Source organism: Streptomyces sp. NRRL S-31, from assembly GCF_000718775.1.
In the GTDB taxonomy this organism is placed as follows: domain Bacteria; phylum Actinomycetota; class Actinomycetes; order Streptomycetales; family Streptomycetaceae; genus Streptomyces.
On the sequence record NZ_JOCB01000024.1, the window covers coordinates 23,898 to 43,654 of the forward strand.

General features: G+C 71.4%; 16 protein-coding genes. 7 read left to right on the forward strand and 9 right to left on the reverse strand.

Features of this window, described 5'->3' with window-relative positions:
* Window positions 1-2: 2 nt before the first annotated feature.
* The 6 genes from IF37_RS0112200 to IF37_RS0112225 all read right to left on the reverse strand — a co-directional run bounded on the left by IF37_RS0112200 (window position 3) and on the right by IF37_RS0112225 (window position 6,303).
* Window positions 3-524 carry a cupin domain-containing protein gene (locus IF37_RS0112200; RefSeq protein ID WP_052845126.1) on the reverse strand — a complete coding sequence of 174 codons (522 nt, stop codon included), beginning with the start codon at window positions 522-524 and terminating at the stop codon, window positions 3-5.
* A 178-nt stretch (window positions 525-702) separates the two neighbouring features.
* Window positions 703-1,956, reverse strand: coding sequence for a styrene monooxygenase/indole monooxygenase family protein (locus IF37_RS0112205; protein ID WP_030740546.1), 1,254 nt, complete (start codon window positions 1,954-1,956; stop codon window positions 703-705).
* Window positions 1,953-3,095 carry an LLM class flavin-dependent oxidoreductase gene (locus IF37_RS39300; protein WP_052845127.1) on the reverse strand — a complete coding sequence of 381 codons (1,143 nt, stop codon included), beginning with the start codon at window positions 3,093-3,095 and terminating at the stop codon, window positions 1,953-1,955. Before IF37_RS39300 ends, IF37_RS0112205 begins: the two co-directional genes overlap by 4 nt.
* On the reverse strand, window positions 3,092-4,330 hold the full coding sequence (locus IF37_RS0112215; protein WP_052845128.1) for a styrene monooxygenase/indole monooxygenase family protein: 1,239 nt from the start codon (window positions 4,328-4,330) through the stop codon (window positions 3,092-3,094). Before IF37_RS0112215 ends, IF37_RS39300 begins: the two co-directional genes overlap by 4 nt.
* 60 nt (window positions 4,331-4,390) lie before the next feature.
* Window positions 4,391-5,200, reverse strand: a complete 810-nt coding sequence (locus tag IF37_RS0112220; protein ID WP_030740556.1) for a TauD/TfdA family dioxygenase — start codon at window positions 5,198-5,200, stop codon at window positions 4,391-4,393.
* Window positions 5,201-5,265: 65 nt separating this feature from the next.
* A complete protein-coding gene (locus tag IF37_RS0112225; protein WP_052845130.1) occupies window positions 5,266-6,303 on the reverse strand; it encodes an isocyanide synthase family protein in 1,038 nt (345 codons plus the stop codon).
* 522 nt (window positions 6,304-6,825) lie between these two features.
* Here IF37_RS0112225 and IF37_RS0112230 point away from each other — a divergent pair.
* A complete protein-coding gene (locus IF37_RS0112230; protein WP_052845131.1) occupies window positions 6,826-7,872 on the forward strand; it encodes a LysR family transcriptional regulator in 1,047 nt (348 codons plus the stop codon).
* 15 nt (window positions 7,873-7,887) lie between these two features.
* On the opposite strand, the gene IF37_RS0112235 is transcribed toward IF37_RS0112230, so the two are convergent.
* The gene (locus IF37_RS0112235; protein WP_030740564.1) at window positions 7,888-10,014 is read right to left on the reverse strand and encodes a cellulose binding domain-containing protein; all 2,127 of its coding nucleotides are present in this window, start codon (window positions 10,012-10,014) and stop codon (window positions 7,888-7,890) included.
* Window positions 10,015-10,537: 523 nt separating this feature from the next.
* Here IF37_RS0112235 and IF37_RS0112245 point away from each other — a divergent pair.
* The 3 genes from IF37_RS0112245 to IF37_RS0112255 all read left to right on the forward strand — a co-directional run bounded on the left by IF37_RS0112245 (window position 10,538) and on the right by IF37_RS0112255 (window position 12,617).
* Window positions 10,538-10,846, forward strand: a complete 309-nt coding sequence (locus IF37_RS0112245) for a hypothetical protein (RefSeq protein ID WP_030740668.1) — start codon at window positions 10,538-10,540, stop codon at window positions 10,844-10,846.
* A 259-nt stretch (window positions 10,847-11,105) separates the two neighbouring features.
* Window positions 11,106-11,906 carry an aminoglycoside phosphotransferase family protein gene (locus IF37_RS0112250; RefSeq protein WP_030740566.1) on the forward strand — a complete coding sequence of 267 codons (801 nt, stop codon included), beginning with the start codon at window positions 11,106-11,108 and terminating at the stop codon, window positions 11,904-11,906.
* A gap of 249 nt (window positions 11,907-12,155) precedes the next feature.
* Window positions 12,156-12,617, forward strand: coding sequence for a pyridoxamine 5'-phosphate oxidase family protein (locus tag IF37_RS0112255; RefSeq protein WP_030740569.1), 462 nt, complete (start codon window positions 12,156-12,158; stop codon window positions 12,615-12,617).
* 452 nt (window positions 12,618-13,069) lie between these two features.
* On the opposite strand, the gene asnB is transcribed toward IF37_RS0112255, so the two are convergent.
* The gene (gene asnB / locus IF37_RS0112260) at window positions 13,070-14,941 is read right to left on the reverse strand and encodes an asparagine synthase (glutamine-hydrolyzing) (RefSeq protein WP_030740572.1); all 1,872 of its coding nucleotides are present in this window, start codon (window positions 14,939-14,941) and stop codon (window positions 13,070-13,072) included.
* 41 nt (window positions 14,942-14,982) lie between these two features.
* Window positions 14,983-16,227, reverse strand: coding sequence for an MFS transporter (locus IF37_RS0112265; RefSeq protein WP_079165699.1), 1,245 nt, complete (start codon window positions 16,225-16,227; stop codon window positions 14,983-14,985).
* A 95-nt stretch (window positions 16,228-16,322) separates the two neighbouring features.
* Here IF37_RS0112265 and IF37_RS0112270 point away from each other — a divergent pair, with 95 nt between their 5' ends.
* The 3 genes from IF37_RS0112270 to IF37_RS0112280 all read left to right on the forward strand — a co-directional run bounded on the left by IF37_RS0112270 (window position 16,323) and on the right by IF37_RS0112280 (window position 19,702).
* Window positions 16,323-16,865 (forward strand): TetR/AcrR family transcriptional regulator, encoded by a 543-nt coding sequence (locus IF37_RS0112270; RefSeq protein ID WP_030740577.1) that lies wholly within the window; start codon window positions 16,323-16,325, stop codon window positions 16,863-16,865.
* 1,040 nt (window positions 16,866-17,905) lie between these two features.
* Window positions 17,906-18,595: a thioesterase II family protein gene (locus tag IF37_RS0112275; protein ID WP_158727330.1), complete on the forward strand. Its 690-nt coding sequence runs from the start codon at window positions 17,906-17,908 to the stop codon at window positions 18,593-18,595.
* Between the two features lie 156 nt (window positions 18,596-18,751).
* The gene (locus IF37_RS0112280; RefSeq protein ID WP_158727331.1) at window positions 18,752-19,702 is read left to right on the forward strand and encodes a helix-turn-helix transcriptional regulator; all 951 of its coding nucleotides are present in this window, start codon (window positions 18,752-18,754) and stop codon (window positions 19,700-19,702) included.
* Window positions 19,703-19,757: the final 55 nt, after the last annotated feature.

Sequence of the window (19,757 nt, forward strand, 5' to 3'; positions counted from 1 at the left end):
GTCTACGGGGTGGGCGGCGGGCCCGCGTAGCGGTAGGCGTACGTGGAGCCCAGCGCGATGATGTGGTCCAGGTCCGGCCCGCCCACGTCCTCGGTGGGCAGGGTGAGGGTCTTGGCGTGCGGGATCTCCGCGTCGAGGAACAGGTCGAACTGCGGCTTGCGGTCCGCCTGCGGGGTGGAGTGGATGGTGAGGAAGCGGGCGTTGGGGGAGGTCGTCACGAAGCCGTGCGGGATCGTCCGGGGGACGATCATCGTGCTGCCGGCCTCGGCGACGTGTTCCTCGCCGTCGCAGATCATGCGCAGGGTGCCGTCCAGGACGATGAAGACCTCGTCCTCGTAGTCGTGGATGTGCAGCGGAGTGTTGTACCCGCGGTTTCCGGTGTGCTGGACGACCGTGAAGGTGTCCCGGGTCGCCGAGCCGGGCACGCGTACCTGCGCCAGGCCGCCGAGCAGCCACACCGCGGTCTGCTCGGACTCGGGTATCAGCCGGCCCTTCTCGTCGTGGACCATGTCCGGGAAGGTCATCGCGCTCCTCGTGTGCCGAATATTCTGCTGGCTCTTCGTCGGATTTCTTCGGTTTTCTTCGGTTTCCGCTGGTGTTGTGCGCATTTCACCGGGTTGCCGTCCGGGGGACGGGGCCGGTTCCGCACGGGGGCCGGACGGTGGGCGGCCGGGGTGCCGGCCGCCCGGTGACCGGTTCCGCTCAGCCCCCCTGCGCGCCGACCGGTGCGGGCGCGGCGGCCTCGCAGTCGGCGACGAAGGCGGCCACGCCCTCGGGGCTGGAGAGCGTGCGCCACATCGCGACGGGGTCGTTGAAGCGGCTGACGAACGCGTCGGCGATCCGCTTGTCCGCCGCCGCCCGGCCGAACAGCCCGGCCACGTGCGGCGGCGGCGGTGCCAGGAAGGCGTTGCTCCACTCCACGACGTGCCGCGCGTGCTCCCACAGCCGTGCCGAGGCGGCCCGGCAGAACGCCTCGTCGAACGGCCCCTCGGCGTCGGTGATGAGGTCGGCCAGGGCGAAGGCGGTGTGCGAGCCGAGGTTGGCGCCCTGCGCGGTGAGCGGGTCGTTGGTGATCCAGGCGTCGCCGATCGCCAGCGCGCACGTGCCGTCGTCGAGCCGCGCCCAGCCCCGGCGGACCACCGGGGTGATCGCCCCCTGGGCCAGTTCACCAGGCCCGGTCAGGGTGAAGGCTCCGGTGTCGACGCGTTCGCGCAGGGTGGGGGCGTACGCGGCGACCAGGTCCAGGACCTGCCGCCGGAAGCCGGCCGGGTCGGCGTCGGCGTCGACGTGGGCGACGGCTTCCAGCGGGCCGCCCGGCACCGCCTCGAAGGCGAGGACGTCCGCGCGTCCGGCCGGCGAGTAGAACGGCAGCCGCAGGATCTCGCCCGCGCCGGGCAGGAAGTGGATGTCGAGGGAGTGCGGCACCTCCTCGGTGATGCCGTGGTAGATGCCGGCGCACAGGACGCGCTGCGGCGTGGTGTACGGCGAGCGGTCGGGGTCGGCGGGGAACAGCCGCCGCACCGAACGGTTGCCGTTGGCGACGACCAGGAGGTCGTGGTGTGCCGCCAGGTCCTCCACCGCGTGGTCGCCGGTGACCAGTTGGCCGCCGCGGTCGACGTACGCGGACAGCAGGCTCGGCAGGTAGATCCGGAAGTCCACGACGCTGGAGGGCGGCCGGAGGCCGGCGACGAACTCCAGCGGCCGGCCCGCGTCCGCGGCATGCGCGGTGACCGCCCAGTGCCGCACCTGGGCGTCGGCGAAGTCCCATTCGAACACGCCGAGTTCGCGCTCGCGCTGCTGGGTGCGGCCGAACCGGGCGGGGAAGTTCCGCGGTCGTCCGGTCCGCAGGCCGTCGATGTCGTGCTCCGAGTACACGGTGACCGGCACGCCCCGTTGTTGCAGGCGCAGCGCCAGGTGCAGGCCGGAGATGCCGGAGCCGACGATGCCGACGCTCATGCCGGCACCTCCTCGGCACCCGCGCCGGAGTGCAGCCGGTCGATGAACCAGCCGACGGACTCCACCGTGAATCCGGCGGCCTCGGGCGAGGCCAGGGCGGAGGCGGGGATCAGCATGGGGTGCCGCATGCCGGCGTCCAGCAGTTCGCCGATCCTCTTCAGCACGGTCTCCCGGCTGCCGACGAGCACCTGGTCGGCGACCACCTCGTCGGGGACCGCCGCCAGGGCCTGTTCGACCTCCTGCCGGGTCAGCAGGTGCGGCAGCAGTTCCACCAGGCCCCGGTAGTGCTCCCCGAAGGGGTGGGCGGCGCCGTGCCGGCGCCAGGCCCGGGCGCCGGCGTGCAGGGCGAGGAAGCGGATGGGGGTGGCGCGCAGCAGTGCGTGCGCGGCCGCGTCGGTCTCGGCAACCACGATCGGGACACCGCCCGCGGGCAGGACGGCCCCGGGGTCCCGGCCGGCGTCCTCGGCGGCGGCCCGCACCACGGCCAGCCGCCGGGCGTACTCGTCGGGGCTCATCAGTTCCGAGGGGAGCCAGCCGTCGGCGTAACGGCCGGCCAGGGTCAGCATCCGCCGGTGGTTGGCGCCCAGCCAGAGCTGCGGCGTACGGCCCTCGGGCGCGGGCAGGCCCATGATCGCCCGGTCCAGGGTGAAGTACTTGCCCTGGAAGTCGTGCGGTCCCTCGCCGCTCAGCAGCAGCCGCAGCACGCGCAGCGCTTCCTCCACCCGGCCCACCTGGTCCTCGTGCGGCACCCCGAACGGCACGAGGTTCTCCAGCGCTCCGGCACCGATGCCGAGCACCGGCGCCCGCTCGGTGAGCTGGGCCAGGGTCAGCGCCGTCTGGGCCAGTACGGCGGGGTGGCGGCGGTGCGGGTCGGTGACGCCGACGGCGAGCCGTACCGGGCCGGCCTGCGGGGCGAGGTTGCCGAGGACCGTAGCGAAGTCCAGGCAGCGGTCGGGGGTGGGCAGGCCCTCGGCCGCGTAGCTGAAATCGGTGTCCCACGCCTGCCGGGGGAAGACGTTGATCAGGTGGTCGAAGACCAGGAAGGTGTCCGCTCCCGCCTGCCGGGCGAGCTGGAGCAGCTGCCGCCCGTCCTCGATCCGCCCGACCGCGTCCCAGACCAGGCCGACTTGCACCTTCATACCGTGCTCCTCACTGACTGTGCCTGTGCGATGAACTCCTCGGTGCCGCCCTCGGTGCCGACGGCCCGCCACATGGCGGACGGCTCGTCGAGACGGGCGACGAAGGCGTCCGCCACCCGCTGGTCGGCCGCGGCGGCGGTCAGCAGGGTGCCCATCTGCGGCGGGGGCGGGCCGATGAACTGGTTCGTCCACTCCACGACGGGCCGGGCCGTCGTCCAGAGCGCCTCCGACACCGTCCGGCAGAACGTCTCGTCGTAGGCCCCGTCGTGCTCCCGCAGGGCGTCCGCCAGCTCGAAGGCCAGCCGGGAGCCGAGGTTGGCCCCCTGGGCGGTCAGCGGGTCGTTGGTGATCCAGGCGTCGCCGATCGCCAGCGCGCAGCGGTCGTCGGTGAGCCGGACCCAGCCCCGCCGCACCGTGGGCAGCACGGCTCCGCGGAGCATGTCCACGGGGCGGGTCAGGGCGAACTCCCGCTCGTCGATCCTGGCGTGCAGCCCGGGCACGTGTGCGGCGATCAGGTGCAGCAGTTCCTTGGTGAAGCGCCCGGGGTCGTCCCGGTGGTCGCGGTCCGTGATCGCGGTCAGCGGGCCGCCCGGCACCGCCTCGACCAGCACCACCGTCACCCGGCCGGCGAAGGAGTGGTAGGTCGGGGCGTGGACCTCGCCGGCCCCGGGGAGCATGTGCATCGTCATGCCCGGCGGTTCCGGCGGCCGGACGCCGTGGAAGAGCCCGCCGGCGAGATGGCGCGGTGCCGTCTCGTAGGGCGAGCGCGCCGGGTCGCGCGGGAAGGTGTCCTGGAGCGCGCCCCGGCCCGCCGCGACCACCACGAGGTCGTGCCGCTCGGCCAGCCGGACCAGGTCGGCCCGGTCGGTCACCTTGTGCAGGACCGTGTCCCCGCCGCGCCGCTGGTACTCCTCCAGCAGCGCGGCGAGGTAGATCCGGAAGTCGACCGAGCTGGCCGGACGGGGCAGTTCGGCGCGGAACGACGGACCGCCGGGCGCCTCGACGGACAGGTGCATCCAGGCGTTGTCGTACGCGTCGGACGCCCACTCGGTCAGGCCGAGCGCCTTCTCCCGTTCCCGGGTGGAGTGGAACCGGGTGACGAAGTTCAGCGGCGGCCCGCTGCGGACGCCGTCCGGGTCCTGCGCCGTGTAGAGGGTGGCGTCGATACCGAACTGCCGCAGTCTGAGCGCCAGGTGCACACCCGAGATCCCGGTGCCCACGATGCCGATACTCATGTTCTAGCTCCACCTGTGCTGGAAACGGTTGCCTCTCCGGGCGTGGCCGGGAGGAGGTTCTTAGATGACCTCGACCCGTTGCAGATGGCGGGCGGTCGGTCCGGAGAAGGCGTTGCGTCCGTGCACCAGCGCGAAGTTGTCGGCGATCACGATGTCGCCCTTGCGCCAGTCGTGGGCGTAGCAGTACTCGGGCCGGTGCAGCCGCTCGGCGAGGGAGGCGACGAACGCGTCGGCCTCCGCCTCCTCGACGCCCCGCACCCGTACGGACACCGGGTTCTTGTAGACGGCCGGGTCCAGCGGCTCGGCGAACCGCAGCACGGGCACGCCGGTCCCGGGGTGCTGGGCGACGAGCCGCTCGGTGACCTCGCCGCCGTAGTGCACCATCTTCTCGGTGGTGTAGGTGACGCTGATCTCCTCCCACCGCTTGCGTTCCTCGGTGTCGGCGTCCCGGTAGACGGCCGTGGTGTCCGAGAAGACGGTCTCCCCGCCGGCGCCCGGGGTGGCGTCCAGGCACTGGAAGAAGAAGTAGCGCGGGTCGGCCTCGACGAAGGCGCCGTCCCAGTGGAACGGCACGTCACCGCTGGCGAAGAGGTAGTTGCGCGGGTCGTCCTCGACGATCAGGTCGATGACCTCGCCCGGCTCCCACTTCAGGACCTCGCCCCACTGGCGGCAGTAGTCGGCGAATTCCCGGGTGTCCATGAGCCGGAATCCGCGCAGCACGAGCACGCGGGACTCCTCCGTCCAGCGCGCCAGGGTGTCCACCGGGATCTGTGTGATCGGTGTGTCCCCGGCCGGAGCCTCGATCACCCGGCCGAAGGGGCGCAGCGGGATGTGCTCCAACGTCCTGATGGCAGGCGTCGGCGTCGTCATGTCGTGGGTGTTCCTTTCTGTACGCGTCCGCGCGGTGTGTTCTCGCGCGGCGGCCGGACACCGCGTCAGGCGGTCACGGAGAGGTGCGGGGCCACGAAGTGGCTGGGACGGCCGTTCCGCCAGACGACGGATCCGTGCACCTTCTCGGCGTCCCAGCGCCGGACCAGGTACCGGTTGACCCCGTCGTCCAGGACCACCCCGTGCCACGGGGTCAGCCAGCCGTCCTTCGTGCGCAGGAGCCGCAGCCCGAGCTTCTCCGAGTCCGGCGGCTGGGGGTGTATCGACAGGCGTACCGCGCGCGGGAACTTCTCGGCGACGACCCGGCTCCAGGCGTTGCTGCGGAGAATGGTCTGGTACGCCGTGTCCTTGGAGTCCTTGCGCAGCTGGCTGCGGGTGACCTGGTCGCCGCGCCGTGCCACCGCGTCCTCGAACATGAACCGGTGGATGCCGTTGAACAGCGCCTGGGTGGTGCGGTCCGTGCGCACCTTGTCGCGCAGCTCCGCCAGGGACGCGCAGTAGTGCTCCTCCAGCAGGCAGCGCAGCTTCGGGTAGTCGGCGGTGCCGAAGGCGTCGTCCAGGCCGTAGAGGTCGAGGGCCGCGAAGCCCGACTCCGTGATCATCTCCGCCAGGGCCTGCCGGTAATCGGTCACGGCGCCGTCCGTGACGCCGACGACGTCACCGAAGACATGGCCGTCGGAGCAGATGGTGATCCGGGCGCCCGGCTCGTAGAAGTGCCCGATGTAGTCGCACAGCGACTGGAGGAATCCCAGCGCGAGCTTCTCCCCCAGATCGGGCAGCGCACCGAGAACCTTGCTGCGGTTCGGCGATTTCGCGGGAAAGGCCGGGATGACGAATTGAATCGGTTCCCGCCGCTCGACGAAGCGCTCGATGCGCCCCCGGTGGACGTCGGACCAGCCCGCGCCGGCCGGATTCCGGGCCGCCGCGCCGTCGCCGACCGCGCCGTGGGCCGCCTCGGCCCGTGCGCCGTGGGCCGCCGCGCCCTGTGTGCCGTCGGCCGCGCCCTGCGCGTCGTCGGCCCTGCCTTCCGTGTCACCCGATGCGAGTGTCTCGTCGATCCGCCGGTAACGGTCGAGCAGATCCATTATTCTCTGCGATACCGTCCCAGGGAACGACGCCCCCGTTATGTTGTCGTTCAACATTCCTCCATGGCACATGCACGTATGGACGCGAATCCGGACTCGCGCCGTTCGAGCAGGACGGATTGCGGACGAAACACTGGTGGAATTCTCACTTCACCGCTCCTGAGTTGGCGTCCGCGTTCACGCGGACCCATGTCCGGATGGTGCTCGATGATCGGTGACGGCCCGTCGGGACCTTCCTGCCATGGTCACTGACGCATGGCGCTACAGATCCATCTGCCTCCGAACCGACGACCACTCCTGCGCAACTGCCAAACGCTCTGCGTGCGCGGACGATCCGGCCAGGCTGAAAAGAAAGGCCGTGACGATCGTCTTTCGGCCAACGCCGTCACTCACGGCTGGAATCCCCCGCTAGCACTCGAAGCGTCAACAGCTTCCCGTGAATGGAAGGAGCTCCGCAATCGTTCATCGATTAGCATGCTTGATGGATCAGAACCCGTTCCACCTGGATGGGAGGCACCGGCGATGCTCGTCACGGACGACCCTGCCGTTCATCAACTGCGGTCGCTGCTGACACTGGCCGAGGAGCTCCACTTCGGCCGCGCCGCCGCTCGGCTGTACCTCACCCAGCCCGCCCTGAGCCAGCAGATCCGCACCCTGGAGCGCCGGCTGGGCGTACAGCTGTTCGCCCGCACCAGCCGCAAGGTGCAGTTGACGTCTCTCGGCCATGCGCTGCTCCCGCTCGTGCGGAACGTGGTCGACGCGGCGGACGAGTTGCGCAACGCCGCGCGGCACCCCTCGGACGACGCCGACGCCCTCGTCCTGCGCGTGGGGCTGACCGACTGCGCCGCGGCGCTCGCGGCCACCCGACGGGTGATCGCCACACTGACCACCCTCCACCCCGGGCTCGAGGTGGACTTCCAGGTGCTGGACCTGGTCGAGCAGGCGACGGCCCTGACGGTCGGAAGGGTCGACGCGGCCTTCGTCTACCTGCCGGTCCCGGACGGCTTCGAGACCGAACCGCTCACCACCGAGCCGCGCGTGGTCTGCCTGCCCGCCACCGATCCGCTCGCCCGGCGCCCCACGTTACGGCTGGCGGACCTGTCCGGCCGCCCGACGGTGAGCCTGGCCCCGGAGGCGTCCCCGGTCGAGCGGCGCTTCTGGGCCATGGACCCCCGGCCGGACGGCACCCGCGTGCGCTACACCGACCACCAGGTGACCCGGGTCGAATCCCTGCTGTCCGCCGTCTCCTTCGACGGCGCGATCGCCTTCCTGCCGGCCGTGGCGGCGGAGCTCTTCCCCCGGCCCGACATCCGCTACCGCACCGTCGCCGACCTGGCGCCGTGCACGTTCGGCGTGGTGTGGCCGGAGCGGGACGGGGAGGTCTGCCGCGGCATCACGGCCCTGGCGGACGTCTGCCGCCGCCTGCGCGACCAGGGCGGCCTCCCGCCGGGCACCATGCGCGAGCCCGACGAGGACCCGTCCCCGACGGCACAACACCCCGCCGGGGACGACGGATTCGGCGCGGGGGCGACCGGCGGCCCCGGGAGCGGCCGGTCGGTGTGGGGCTGACGGACGGACCGGTCGTCAGCCGCCGGAGCAGACGGCGCCGTTGAGGCGGAACACCGTCGGGTCGGGGTTGGGCCCGTCATTGCCGCCGACGAATCCGAAGGACGCCGTCGATCCGCCCTCCGGGGCCAGCGGTCCCGCGCCGTCCGGGGCCGTCACCCGCACATGCCGGCCGGTCTGCCGGAACGTGGCGTTCCACCCCGAGGACACCGTCTGGCGCTCGGCCGGCCAGTCCCAGTCCACGGTCCAGCCGGTGAGCGGCGCCTGCGCCAGGTTGCGTACGGTGACCGTGGCCACGAAGCCGTTGCCCCAGCTCGTGTCACGGTGGTAGGTCACCGCGCAGGGGGCGTTCGGCGGGGTGCCGGTGGTGAAGGTCAGCGGCAGGGACGGGGCGGAGAGCCGTCCGGAGGCGTCGGCCGCCAGCACGTTGACCGTGTGGGTGCTGCCCGGGGGCAGGTTCGGCAGGGTCAGGGAGGTGCCGGTGGTCTCGCCGACCAGACGGGTGTGCGCGCCGTCGCGCTCCTGGACCAGGTAGCGGGCGGCGCCCGCCGCGCCCTCCCAGGACAGGCGGGCGGTGGTGTCGGTCACGGCCTCCAGCTCCGGGGTGCCCGGGGTTCCGGCGGCCGAGGCCGCGGGCCCGGTACCGGCCCGCGGTTCGAGGGTGACGGTGACCAGTGCGTACGGCTCCACGGTGACCTGGGAGGCGGACGCCCCCTGGCCGGTGACCTCGATGACGTCGTCGTCGCCGGGTGCGTAGCGGCTGACCTCGGGTACGGCGGTGGAGGGGGTGAAGCCCGCGTACTCAAGACGTACGGTCCGGGCGGCGTCCGGGTCTTTGTTGACGAGCAGGACGCTCAGGCGCCCGTCGCGACGGAGGACGGCGTGTGCCGAGACGTCCGGCGCGGAGGACTCGGCCGCGACCATGGTGTCCCCCGCGGTGCCGAGTGCGCTTGTCATCTTCATGCCGTAGTAGGGGTGGAACGGCGTGTTCGGCGCCGGCTCGCAGACGTCACCGGTGCACGCGCCGCTGGAGAGCATGCCCATGTCTCCGTAGTCGGTCTCGCCGCCGACGGTGGTGATCTCGCCCGCGCCGTTGTGGGTGTTCCACCAGTCCACGGTGAACACGCCGTTCTCCAGCGCCGTCATGAACGCGTCGGCGGCGAACAGGCCGTTGGGACGGGCGGTGAGCCGGGCGCCGCCGGTGTTGGTGTTGATCTCGGTGAGGGCGATGCCGATGCGCGGTGAGTCCGCGCCCGCGTACGCGTCGATCTGGGCGCGGACCTCACGGAGTTCGCCGGGCAGTCCGGTGAGCCGGGCCGTGGCGTCCCGCGCGGTGGTGTCGGCTCCGCCCGCGTACCAGTGGACGCTCACGAAGTCGATGACGTCGGCCACTTGGGAGAGCACGGTGTGGTTCCAGTCGGCGGCGTCACCCTCGCCGACCACACCGTCCGGCCACTGGCCCGGAGTGGTGAGCACCGCGCCGATTTCGACGGTGGGGTCGACGGCCTTCATGGCCGCGGCGTAGGCGCGGACCTGGCGGGCGTACTCCCCAGGGCTCTTGTCCGCGTGGTCGTCGTGCTCCCAGCCGCTGCCGTAATGACCGTTGCCGTAGACCTCGTTGCCGATCTCCCAGTACTTCGCGCCGTACTTCTTGGTGACATTGGCGTACCTGACCCAGCCGGCCGCCTCCTCGGGCGTCCCCGAGCCGTAGTCGGCGATCAGGATCGGCTGCGCCCCGGTGGCGCGGACGGTGCCCATGAAGGCGTCGAAGCCGGTGCCCGGGGCGACGTACCCTCCGGGCGCCGTGTGCGTCTCCCAGTGGTAGATGTCCGCGTAGGAACCGCCGGGGTAGCGCATCGCCCCGACGTCGGCCGCCTTCATCAGACCGGCGACCTCGGGGCCGTTCATGTGCGCGTCCCAGATGGCGGCATTGACACCGCGGGCGGTGCCGGTCAGCCGGCCGAGCGCCGCCTGGGCGTTGACCCGGACGCCGGCGTCCACGGCGCCGGCCGTGCGGGGCGCGGCGGACGCGGTGCCGCCCAGCGGGGACAACAGGGCCAGTGCGACGGCCAGGACGGTCGCGCAGCGCGCGAGGGGTCGCGCGCCGGCGACGGCCGACCGGCCGGAGCTGTGCGGTAATGACATGGGGTCCTCCCTCGGGGGTCCGGCGGCCCGGGAGGGGCGAGAAGCGCCGGACCGTGCCGCCGGCCGGACGAGCGCCGGCGCGGCAGCGGGACGTTCCGCGCCCATGGCACGGAACCGGAGCGTCGAAGCGGTGCGGTGCTGGGCGGGGCGGTCGCGCACAGACGGGGCGGTGACCGGACCTGCGCGTGGGAGCGCTCCCATGATGGAAGGGGCGAGTCGCGCTGTCAACGCCTGGGCGGGGGGTGCGGGAAGGCGTAGCTCGCGGCTGTCCGGGCTCCACGGCGTGGAACGGGGTGCTTCTGATACTGGTGGTGCCGTCCGGGTCTCGGGTGTCGCCCGGGTCCGGAGGTCCGCCCGGGTCTCGGGTGTCGCCCGGGTCCGGAGGTCCGCCCGGGTCTCGGGTGTCGCCCGGGTCCGGAGGTCCGCCCGGGCTCCCGGCGCAGCCGAGCCCCGTACACCCCGAATCTCCTGGTTCGTACTTTTCATCCGTGTTGCCCCGCAGCCATGGGGAACCCGGCCCGGCATGGCAGAGCACGAAGCGCGGGAACCCTCGCAGGCCGACCGGGAGATCGCCGAACGGCTGCTCCCGGTCTGGCTGGAGGAGATGCGGCAGCATGATCCCGGGGCGGCCGGGCGGCTCCGGGGGGACTGGGAGCGTGGCGCGCTGTCCGAGGACGCCGCCCGGGACCTGGCCACGTGGGTGACCGCGCGCGTCACCGACACGGGCTTCAACGACGACGAAGGACCTCGCGTCGACGGCCCGGCCCGCATCACACCGGCGGACAAAGAGGGCCTGCACCGCTGGCTGACGGCGCACGGCCACCACATCTGACAGACGTCTGACCGACGCCGTCCCGGTCCGATGTGTGCGGCACCCACTCGAAACGCGGCACGCACGGAAGAACATGACACGAACGGCGACCATCACAGGCCCTCGAAACATAACGTCCGCCGAAAGCACTGCTCTCACGCACACATCCGTCTGTGCGGCTCGAGTGGCCCCGAGCGTGTGCGTGAGCCCGGGGCACTCGCTCGCGCCGTGGTCCCGGATCGGCCCGCGCGGGGCCGATGGCGGCGGTAGCGTGACCGTCATGACGGCTGAGGGCGAGGCGCTGGTCGGCGGGATGGTGAACGCGGGGGCGGTCTTCCGCCGGGGCGAGCTGGTCGAGCGCCCGGCGCCGCGCAACGCACGCGCCCTGCATGCCTGTCTCCTCGCGCTGAGGGAGCACGGCTTCGACGCGGCACCGGCCCCTGTCGGTCTCACCGCGGACGGCCGTGAGCAGCTGACCTTCATCCCCGGCGATGTGGCCCTGCCGCCGTTCCCGGAGTGGGCGATGACGGGGGCCGCCCTCGAATCGGCGGGGAGCCTGCTGCGGCGCCTGCATCGTGCCGGCGCGGCGGTGGCGGTCGACACTCATACCGAATGGCCCCGGGACCTGGCCGACCCGGAGGGAGGAACGATGCTGTGCCACAACGACGTGTGCCCGGAAAACGTCGTCTTCCGCGACGGCCGCGCCGCCGCCCTGATCGATTTCGACATGGCGGCCCCGGGCCGCCATCTCTGGGACGTCGCCATGACCGCGCGCTACTGGGTGCCCATGCTCGATCCCGGCTCCGCGGCTTCCCTTCACCCCTCCGGACTGGATGCGCCCGCACGGCTGCGGATCCTTGCCGACGGCTACGGCCTCTCGACGGGGGACCGCGCCGAGTTGGCCGGCGTCATCGAGCAGGCAACGGAGGTCTGCCGGGCCTTCGTCGCCCGCCGCGTGGCCGACGGTGACCCTGTCTATCGCCAGGCGCTGGCCGAGCGGGGTGGATGGGAACGCTGGGACCGCGTGCAGACGTGGTTGGCGGACCACCGCAAGACGTTCACGGCTGCCCTGCTGAACTGACCGGCCCGGATGCCCGTGGGCAAATCGACCGGGCGTTCTCGGTGTCGCGTTCGTCAACCGCCGAGCAGGCGTTCGGGCGGTCGCCGGGCACCTTTGTCCAGCGTGGCCCGCGACCAGGACTTCGAGGTCGTGGAACGCGCCGCGGCCGGAGACGGTGATACACGCCAGAGGCCGAGGCGTTCATCCGCCGCCGGGCGTAGGTCCCTCGCCTCATGCGCGCTGTGCGTCCGCTGGCTAGGGTCGGCACTCATGCGGACCACGGAGATCGTTCGCCGCCAGGCGGCGGAGCGCAGGCGCGACACTCTGGATCGACTCGTCACCGAGCGGGACGTATGGGTGTCGACAGCGCATCCCGATCACGGGCCGCACCAGGTGCCGCTGTGGTTCATGTGGGATGGGCGAGCGGTGTGGATGTGCACCAGTGCCGCTTCCGCGACCGCGCGGAACGTCCGCGCGGAGCCGCGCGTGCGCCTGGCGCTGCCGGACACCTATGACGTGGTGCTTCTCCAGGGTGAGGCGGAATGCTTCCCGGACCAGGAGGTGCCCGGAGACGCGGCCGACGCGTTCACCGCCAAGTTCGGGTGGGACCCGCGCACGGAGGAAGGTTCCTTCCTGTATGTGCGGGTGGTGCCGAAGACCGTCCGCGCTTGGCGCGGCGAACCGGAACTGCGCGGCAGGGCCATCATGCGGAACGGGGCGTGGCTGGAATAGCGGCCGTCGCCGGCCGACGCCCCGCCCCCTCCCCGCAGGACACCCGCCCCACACGGCGCCCACCCCCGGGTTGTGGAGCCACCCCTCCGTCGTCGAGCGGCATCACGACACCGCCCCCCGGATCGACGCACAGGCCCTCGCCCTGGGGGCTCACCCCGGCTGAGTGTGGTCTGGGGACCGCGGCGCGTGGCGCGTGCGCTGCCCGGCCGCTCGGCGGGGCGCTGTGCCGAGCCGGCCGACGTCTTCTTCGCCGAGACCCGCCGCCACTGCCTGCGGGGGAAGCGGAGGGGGCCTTCCCGCTCTGCGGGTTCACCATGGCGCCGGCCGGCGACCGTCTCGGCGACCGGAGCCGCGCCCTGCGCCGGTCGGGCCGGGAACGGGTGGGCGGGGGTGTCCGTGCGGACACCCCCGCCTCCGCCGCGTGGCGGTCGCCGGGCCCGGGGCCGCCGGCCTCAGACCAGCAGGCTCCGCACGTCGACGCCGTGGAGCTCCATCCAGGCGTTCAGCCGGACGGGGGGCTCCGTGTAGACGGAGCGCTGCATCATCGAGTACGCGGTGTCGACCGGCCTGGCGAGGTGGGTACGGATCGCCTCGGTGTTCAGCAGGGGCAGCGCCGGCGCGTTCGGGTCGGCGACGATCCGGCTCAGCTCCTGGTTGACCGCCTGGTCGTACTGCGGGTCCTGGGTCGAGGGGTAGGGCGCCTTGCGCCGCTGGACGATCGACTCCGGCAGCAGGTCCTTGGTCGCGTGCCGCAGCAGGCTCTTCTCCCGCCCGTCGAACGTCTTCACCGACCAGGGCGCGTTGTAGACGTACTCGACGAGCCGGTGGTCGCACAGCGGGACCCTGACCTCCAGGCCGGTCGCCATGCTCATCCGGTCCTTGCGGTCCAGCATCATCTGGAGGAAGCGGGTGATGTTGAGGTAGCTGGCCAGCCTCATCCGCCGCTCGGTCGGACTGTCACCGGGGATGTGGGTGACCTCGTTGGCGGCGCTGTGGTATTGGTCGGCGATGTACTCGGCGAGGTTCAACTCCTTGACCAGGGCCGGGTCCAGGAAGCTCGTGGCCTGCTCGCTCACCGGGACCTTGTTGATCGCGTGCCACGGGTAGGTGTCGGCCTGTGAGGCGACCGGATCGTGGAACCACAGGTAGCCGCCGAAGACCTCGTCGGCGGACTCCCCCGACAGCGCCACGGTCGAGTTCTCGCGGACGGCCTTGAAGAGCAGGTAGAGGGAGGGGTCGTGGTCCCCGATCCCGTACGGGAGGTCCCAGGCCCGCAGGACGGCGTCGCGCACGCCGGGCTCGACGAGCTGGGCGGTGTCGAGCAGGATCTCGCGGTGGTCGGTGCCCACGTGCCGGGCGAGTTCGGTGACGAAGGGCGCGTCGGGCGCCTCGCGGAACGGCTCGGGCTCGAAGTTCTCGGCGAGGCCGACGAAGTCCACGGAGAACGTGCGGACCCGTCCCCCGCCGCCGGTGTCCAGCGAACGCTGGGCGAGCGCGGTCAGCGCACTGGAGTCCAGGCCGCCCGACAGGAGCGTGCACAGCGGCACGTCGGAGACCATCTGACGGGCGACGGCGTCCTCGAGGATCTCCCGCACCTTCGCGACGCTGCCGTCGACGTCCTCGGTGTGCGGACGGGTCTCGAGTCTCCAGTACGCGTCCTCGCGTATGCCGTCCCGGCTGACGCGGACGATGTGGCCGGGCCGCACCTCGTACAGGTTCCGCAGGGGAGTCCGTCCGGGCACCCGGGCCAGCGCGAGCGCGTCGCGCAGGCCGTCGAGGTCCATGACCGCGCTGCCGAGCGGGTTCGCCAGGATCGCCTTGGGCTCCGACCCGAAGAGCACGCCGGAGGGGGTGGGGTAGTAGAAGAGCGGCTTGATCCCCATCCGGTCCCGGACCAGGAGCAGTTCTTCGGTCCTGGTGTCCCACAGGGCGAAGGCGTACATCCCGTTGAAGCGGTCGACGAACGCCCTGCCCCACTGGAGGTAGGCGCGCAGCACCACCTCGGTGTCGCTCCTGGAGCGGAAGCGGTGGCCCGCGAGGACCAGTTCCTCGCGGATCTCCTTGAAGTTGTACACCTCGCCGCTGTAGCTGATGACCACCAGCGGATCACCGTCCGGACCGGTCTCCGGGGTCCGCATCGGCTGCCGGCCGCCCTCGATGTCGATCACCGCGAGCCGCCGGTGTCCGAGCATGACGTGCCCGCTGCTCCACATTCCCTCGTCGTCCGGACCGCGGCAGGCCATCGTCCTGGTCATGGCCTCTGCCGTGGCGGCCTCCTTCACGAGGTCGCGTTCGAAGTCCACCCATCCAGCGATTCCGCACATAGGAACGCCCTTCACTACGGGTTGAATGACACGTCCGTCGACTACGCGGTGACCTTGGTCGTCCGCTCCGACGAGTTCTTGGCCAGCCGGTGTCCCAGTTCGGAGAGCCCCAGCGCGAGCACGGCCACCGCGGCGCCGATCAGGCTGATGTTCCGGGCTCCGATGGTGCTGATCCCCACCGCGCCGATGACGCCGGACAGGGCGATGGCAAGGTAGAGGAACGCGGCGTTGAGTGAGATGAGGAGGGGGGCCGATTCCGGGTTGAGGGTGATCAGGCGCGACTGCTGCGGCGCGGTGATGCCCCATGCCGCGACGCCGTACACCACGATGACGACGGCGGCCGCGGCGAACGAGCCGGTGGCGAGCGGTAGTACGAGGAGGCTGAGGGCCAGCAGCGTGACCGCGCCGCCCACCACCAGGCGGGCCCCGAACCGGTCGGCCAGGGTCCCGGCGTAGAAGTTGCCGACCATGCCCGTCAGGCCGAAGGCGAACATCAGGATGGCCAGCTTCCTGCCGTCGCCGCCGGTGGCGGGGGCGAACACCTCGGCCATGTAGGTGTAGACGATGTACGCCGCGGTGAAGGCGACGAGCGTCGCGGCGAGCACGGCGACCACGCGGCGGTCGCCGAGCGGCGCGAGGCGCTGGCGCAGACCGCCCGGCGCCGCCACGGCCACCTGGGGCACGAGGGCGAACACGCCGAACAGGCCCAGCACGGTGAGGAGGGCGATGAACCACATCGTGGAGCGCCAGTCGAAGACGCTTCCCACGACGGTTCCGATCGGCGCGCCCAGTGCGGTGGCGGCGGTGAGTCCGGTGGTGACGGCCGCGATGGCCCGGCCCCGGCGTTCGGGCCCCATCAGCGCGGAGGCGGTGACGCTGGCGGCCGGGATGTAGAGGCCGGCGCCGACGGCGGCGACGACCTGGGCCGCCAGGACGACGGGGAACGACGGCGCCAGGCCGGTCCCCACGACGCCCAGCAGGTAGATCAGCACGGACAGCTTGAGCACCTTGTGCCGCGGCCAGGCCGCGGTGAGGGTGGCCAGGACCGGCGCCATCACCGCGCAGGTCAGCGCGAACACGGTGACCACCTGCCCGGCCGTGGTGATGCTGACGGACAGGGAGTCGCTTAACTCGGGCAGCACGCCGGCGAGCACGAACTCGTCCGTACCGATGGCGAAGGCACCGAACCCCAGAACGAGGACTCCCCGCCAGGACGCGGAGGACTCCCCCGCGTCGGTCTTCCCCGCCGGCGCCCCGCTCTTCCGGTCCGGGACGGACTCACTCACTATGGACCCTCCTCGATTTCGGTACCGATCGGTACCATTTCGAGGGACGGTATCGGTCGGTACCGTTTAGCGTCAAGGGCGACTACTCTGGCCGCATGCCGACTCGCGCACGTGACCGCCTGCTGGAGGCAGCCGAGGAGCTCTTCTACGAGGAGGGCATCAACGGAGTGGGCCTGGAACGCCTCCTGACCCATTCGGGTGTCGGCCGCGCCTCCCTCTACCGACACTTCGAGGGCAAGGACGACCTGGTGGCCGCGGTCCTCCAGCGCCGGGACGAGCACTGGAGGAAGTGGCTGCGGGAGCGGGTCGAGGCCCACGGCGGCGCACCTCTGGCCGTCTTCGACGTCATGGCCGAGGGGTCGCAGGAGAGCGGGTTCCGCGGCTGCGCCTTCATGAACGCCATGGCGGAGCGGGCGAAGGAACCCGGCAGCACCGTCCACCGGCTCGCGGTCGAGCACAAGCGCAAGGTCGCCGACTACGTGCGCGGCCTGATCGAGGACGCCGGCCACGCGGGGGCGCCGGAGCTGGCGGAACAGTTCGCGCTGCTCATGGACGGGGCCGTGGTCACCGCGATGCGCGAGTGCAGCATCGATCCGTTCCGGCGGGCCCGGCGGATGGCGGAGAGACTGCTGTCCTGACCGCCGCCCGCAGCGGCCGGTGCCGAGGCACCGCCCGCCGTGCGCGGAGCCGCCGCGCTCCGCGTCGCCCTCGCGCCGGCCGGTGCGCTCCGCGGCGGCGGCCTTCCGCGCTTCCGGGGCGCCGCGTACGCCACCTCCAGGGGGTTTCGTTTGGATCAGGTCGGATCAGGCCGCGGCGTCCGGTGCGGTGCATCGCAAGGCGGAGGATCACCCGCGTACCGGGCGTACTCGGGTGGTCCGACAACGCGGCGTGGGGGTCCCCCCGGCCGAAGGCTGGGGGAGTGCCGTGCCGGGCGTCGCGGACCCGGGCTGATCCAAACGAAACCCCCTAGCCCCGCCCGCGGCCCCTCCGGTCGCCGCGCGCCGCGCGACCGCCTCGGCGACGGCGGTCCCCGTCGGATGCCGCGGATTCCCTTCCGGCCACCGGGGAAACCGGATCGACGCATCCGGGAGGGCGCCCGGCGAATCGGCCGGAAACAGCTCCCGGGACTATCCGACAGCCGCGCACCAAAGGGTCGACCCCGTATCCTTTCCCGTGGACCGGGCAGCCGGCCCATTCCAGGTCGAGCAACCTCTTTTCGGAAGCACAGAGCCACGGACCGGCCGATCCTCGATTCTCCGTTTTCACGTGCACGCCGAATTTCACCGTTTCGTTGTTTCGCCGTTTCGCCGTTTCGCCGTTTCGCCGAAAACGCCGCGCCAGTCGCCTGCCGCTCACCCGCGCCCTCAGGAAACACCGTTGACATATGACGCGACCGTCAGTAACGTAATCATCACGGGAAAATCTCTGAATCCGCCACGTCCGAGGCCGGAACGACCGGATCGATCGACTCGCGCATTACCTGGCGCATATTCCGCCAGAGCGGCGGGAAAGCTGCCCCACAATGACGCTTCCGCCCCAGCGATGCGCCCTTCCCGGGCAGCGTCCGCGAGCGATCCGGCACGATCCCCCGGTACACACGGAAGGTGACATGGCCGTCCAACCCCTCGACAAGAGAAGCGATTGGATCCGGAGTTCCGCGCCCCGGGCGAACCCTCGGATGCGTCTGGTCTGCTGTCCCTACGCAGGCGCTTCGGCCAGTGTCTACAACGCGCTGTCCGCAGCCCTGCCCGCCGAGGTGGAGGCGCTTTCCGTCCAGTACCCGGGCCGCCCGGGGAACCGCGGCGAGCCGCCGATCAAGGACGTCGGCGAACTCGCCGACCGCATAGCCGAAGAGATCCGCCCCTGGCTCGACAGACCGGTGGCCGTCTTCGGCCACAGTTACGGCTCGATCGTGGCCTTCGAGGTCACCCGGCGCCTGGAGACCGCCGGCGCCGGTCCGCTGCGGCTCATCGTGTCCGGGCGCCGCTCCCCGTCGGACGGGCTCGGCAGCCACACGCCGAGCGACGACCAGGAGATCATCGCCGAGCTCAAGGAACTGGGCGGCATTCCACCCAGGTTCTTCGAGCGGGCAAAGTTCCTGGAGCCGATCCTGGCGGTCGTGAAGAACGACTATCACGCCAATTCCACCTACCTCGCCCCCGAGGACGCAACGGTCGGCTGCCCCATATCCTTCCTGCGCGCCGACGCGGATCCGTATCTGACCGGAGGCGGGGAGCAAGGATGGGAACGGCACACCTCGGCCGGCTTCCGGATCACACACTTCTCCGGTGGCCATTTCTTCCTGAACGAGAGGGTTACGGAGGTGGCCGGGGAGATCGCCGAGATCCTCCGCAACGAATCTCTTTGATCGTCTGACTCGGGGTGGGTGAACGCAGTGGAGAACGTGCTAGCGTACACAGATTTGTCCGAGCGGCCGATGGAGGGGAACGGAAGAGCTCATTTCGAGGCGATGCCGCGCGGCCAGGACGCCGGCGAGGACCTGCTTCTCGCTGTCTACGATCACGTGCTGTCCTACCATGCGGCGACCACGCTGGAAATCGCCACGGCACTAGGAGTGTCGAGTGCCGCCGTCAAGGGGGCGATTCTGCGACTGCTGCGTCTGAAACTCGTCAAGTACTGCAAAGAGCAGGACACCTTTCTGGCGTCCGACCCCGATGCCGCCCAGACCGAACTCGTCCTGCCGCTCGAGTCCGCCATCCACGAAAAGCAGCGCGAACTGGTCGCCATCCACCACCAGCTCGAGCGTTTCTCGAAGTCCTTCAAACGGCACCAGCGCACCCAGCGGAAGAGCCGGCTGGTGGCGACCTTGGAGAGCCAGCGCGAGATCTCCCTGCGCCTGGTCGACGCGATCCGGCAGTCCTCGGGGGAGATCCTCACGATGTGGCCGGTCTGTAGCTACGAGACGCAGATCCTGAAGGACACCCTCCAGCTCTCCTCCGAAGCGGTCCGGCGCGGGGTCCGCCTGCGGACGCTCTACCCCCACACGGCCAGGTTCCACCCCAGTTTCCGCGCGATCCTCCAGCAGAACCTGGAGTCGGGGGCGGACGTCCGGACGTCGGACGAGGTCCAGCACTTCATCATCATCGTCGACCAGGAGACGGCGTTCCTGCCCACCGACTCCTTCGACGGAGGCACGTCCACGGTCACCGTCGTCTACGAACCGGCGATCGTGAGCGTGCTGTGCGGCATCTACCAGAGCACCTGGCAGTCGGCCTGCGTCTTCGACGGCACCAGCTCCAACGACACCACGCTCAACAACGTCCGGAACGCGATCCTGAAGATGCTCGCCTCCGGCCTCAAGGACGACGTCATCGCCCGCCGGGTCGGGATCTCCTCGCGCACCCTGCGGCGGCACATCGCCGCGATCATGGAGGAGCTGGGGGCGGAGAGCCGCTTCCAGGCCGGCGCGGCGGCCGTGAGCGCCGGCCTCATCGGCACCCGAGCCGACGGCTGACGGCGTCACGACGGCCACCGACCGGGCGGCGGTCGCGGTACGGCGGTCACGGCCC

What these genes read in the sequence shown, in the direction of transcription:
- IF37_RS0112230 (WP_052845131.1), top strand. Translation starts at nt 6,826, where the DNA reads ATGCTCGTCACGGACGACCCTGCCGTTCATCAACTGCGGTCGCTGCTG.
- IF37_RS0112270 (WP_030740577.1), top strand. Translation starts at nt 16,323, where the DNA reads ATGCCGACTCGCGCACGTGACCGCCTGCTGGAGGCAGCCGAGGAGCTC.
- IF37_RS0112250 (WP_030740566.1), top strand. Translation starts at nt 11,106, where the DNA reads ATGACGGCTGAGGGCGAGGCGCTGGTCGGCGGGATGGTGAACGCGGGG.
- IF37_RS0112205 (WP_030740546.1), bottom strand. Translation starts at nt 1,956, where the DNA reads ATGAGCGTCGGCATCGTCGGCTCCGGCATCTCCGGCCTGCACCTGGCG.
- asnB (WP_030740572.1), bottom strand. Translation starts at nt 14,941, where the DNA reads ATGTGCGGAATCGCTGGATGGGTGGACTTCGAACGCGACCTCGTGAAG.
- IF37_RS0112235 (WP_030740564.1), bottom strand. Translation starts at nt 10,014, where the DNA reads ATGTCATTACCGCACAGCTCCGGCCGGTCGGCCGTCGCCGGCGCGCGA.
- IF37_RS0112255 (WP_030740569.1), top strand. Translation starts at nt 12,156, where the DNA reads ATGCGGACCACGGAGATCGTTCGCCGCCAGGCGGCGGAGCGCAGGCGC.
- IF37_RS0112200 (WP_052845126.1), bottom strand. Translation starts at nt 524, where the DNA reads ATGACCTTCCCGGACATGGTCCACGACGAGAAGGGCCGGCTGATACCC.
- IF37_RS0112220 (WP_030740556.1), bottom strand. Translation starts at nt 5,200, where the DNA reads ATGACGACGCCGACGCCTGCCATCAGGACGTTGGAGCACATCCCGCTG.
- IF37_RS0112225 (WP_052845130.1), bottom strand. Translation starts at nt 6,303, where the DNA reads ATGGATCTGCTCGACCGTTACCGGCGGATCGACGAGACACTCGCATCG.
- IF37_RS39300 (WP_052845127.1), bottom strand. Translation starts at nt 3,095, where the DNA reads ATGAAGGTGCAAGTCGGCCTGGTCTGGGACGCGGTCGGGCGGATCGAG.
- IF37_RS0112245 (WP_030740668.1), top strand. Translation starts at nt 10,538, where the DNA reads ATGGCAGAGCACGAAGCGCGGGAACCCTCGCAGGCCGACCGGGAGATC.
- IF37_RS0112215 (WP_052845128.1), bottom strand. Translation starts at nt 4,330, where the DNA reads ATGAGTATCGGCATCGTGGGCACCGGGATCTCGGGTGTGCACCTGGCG.
- IF37_RS0112275 (WP_158727330.1), top strand. Translation starts at nt 17,906, where the DNA reads ATGCGTCTGGTCTGCTGTCCCTACGCAGGCGCTTCGGCCAGTGTCTAC.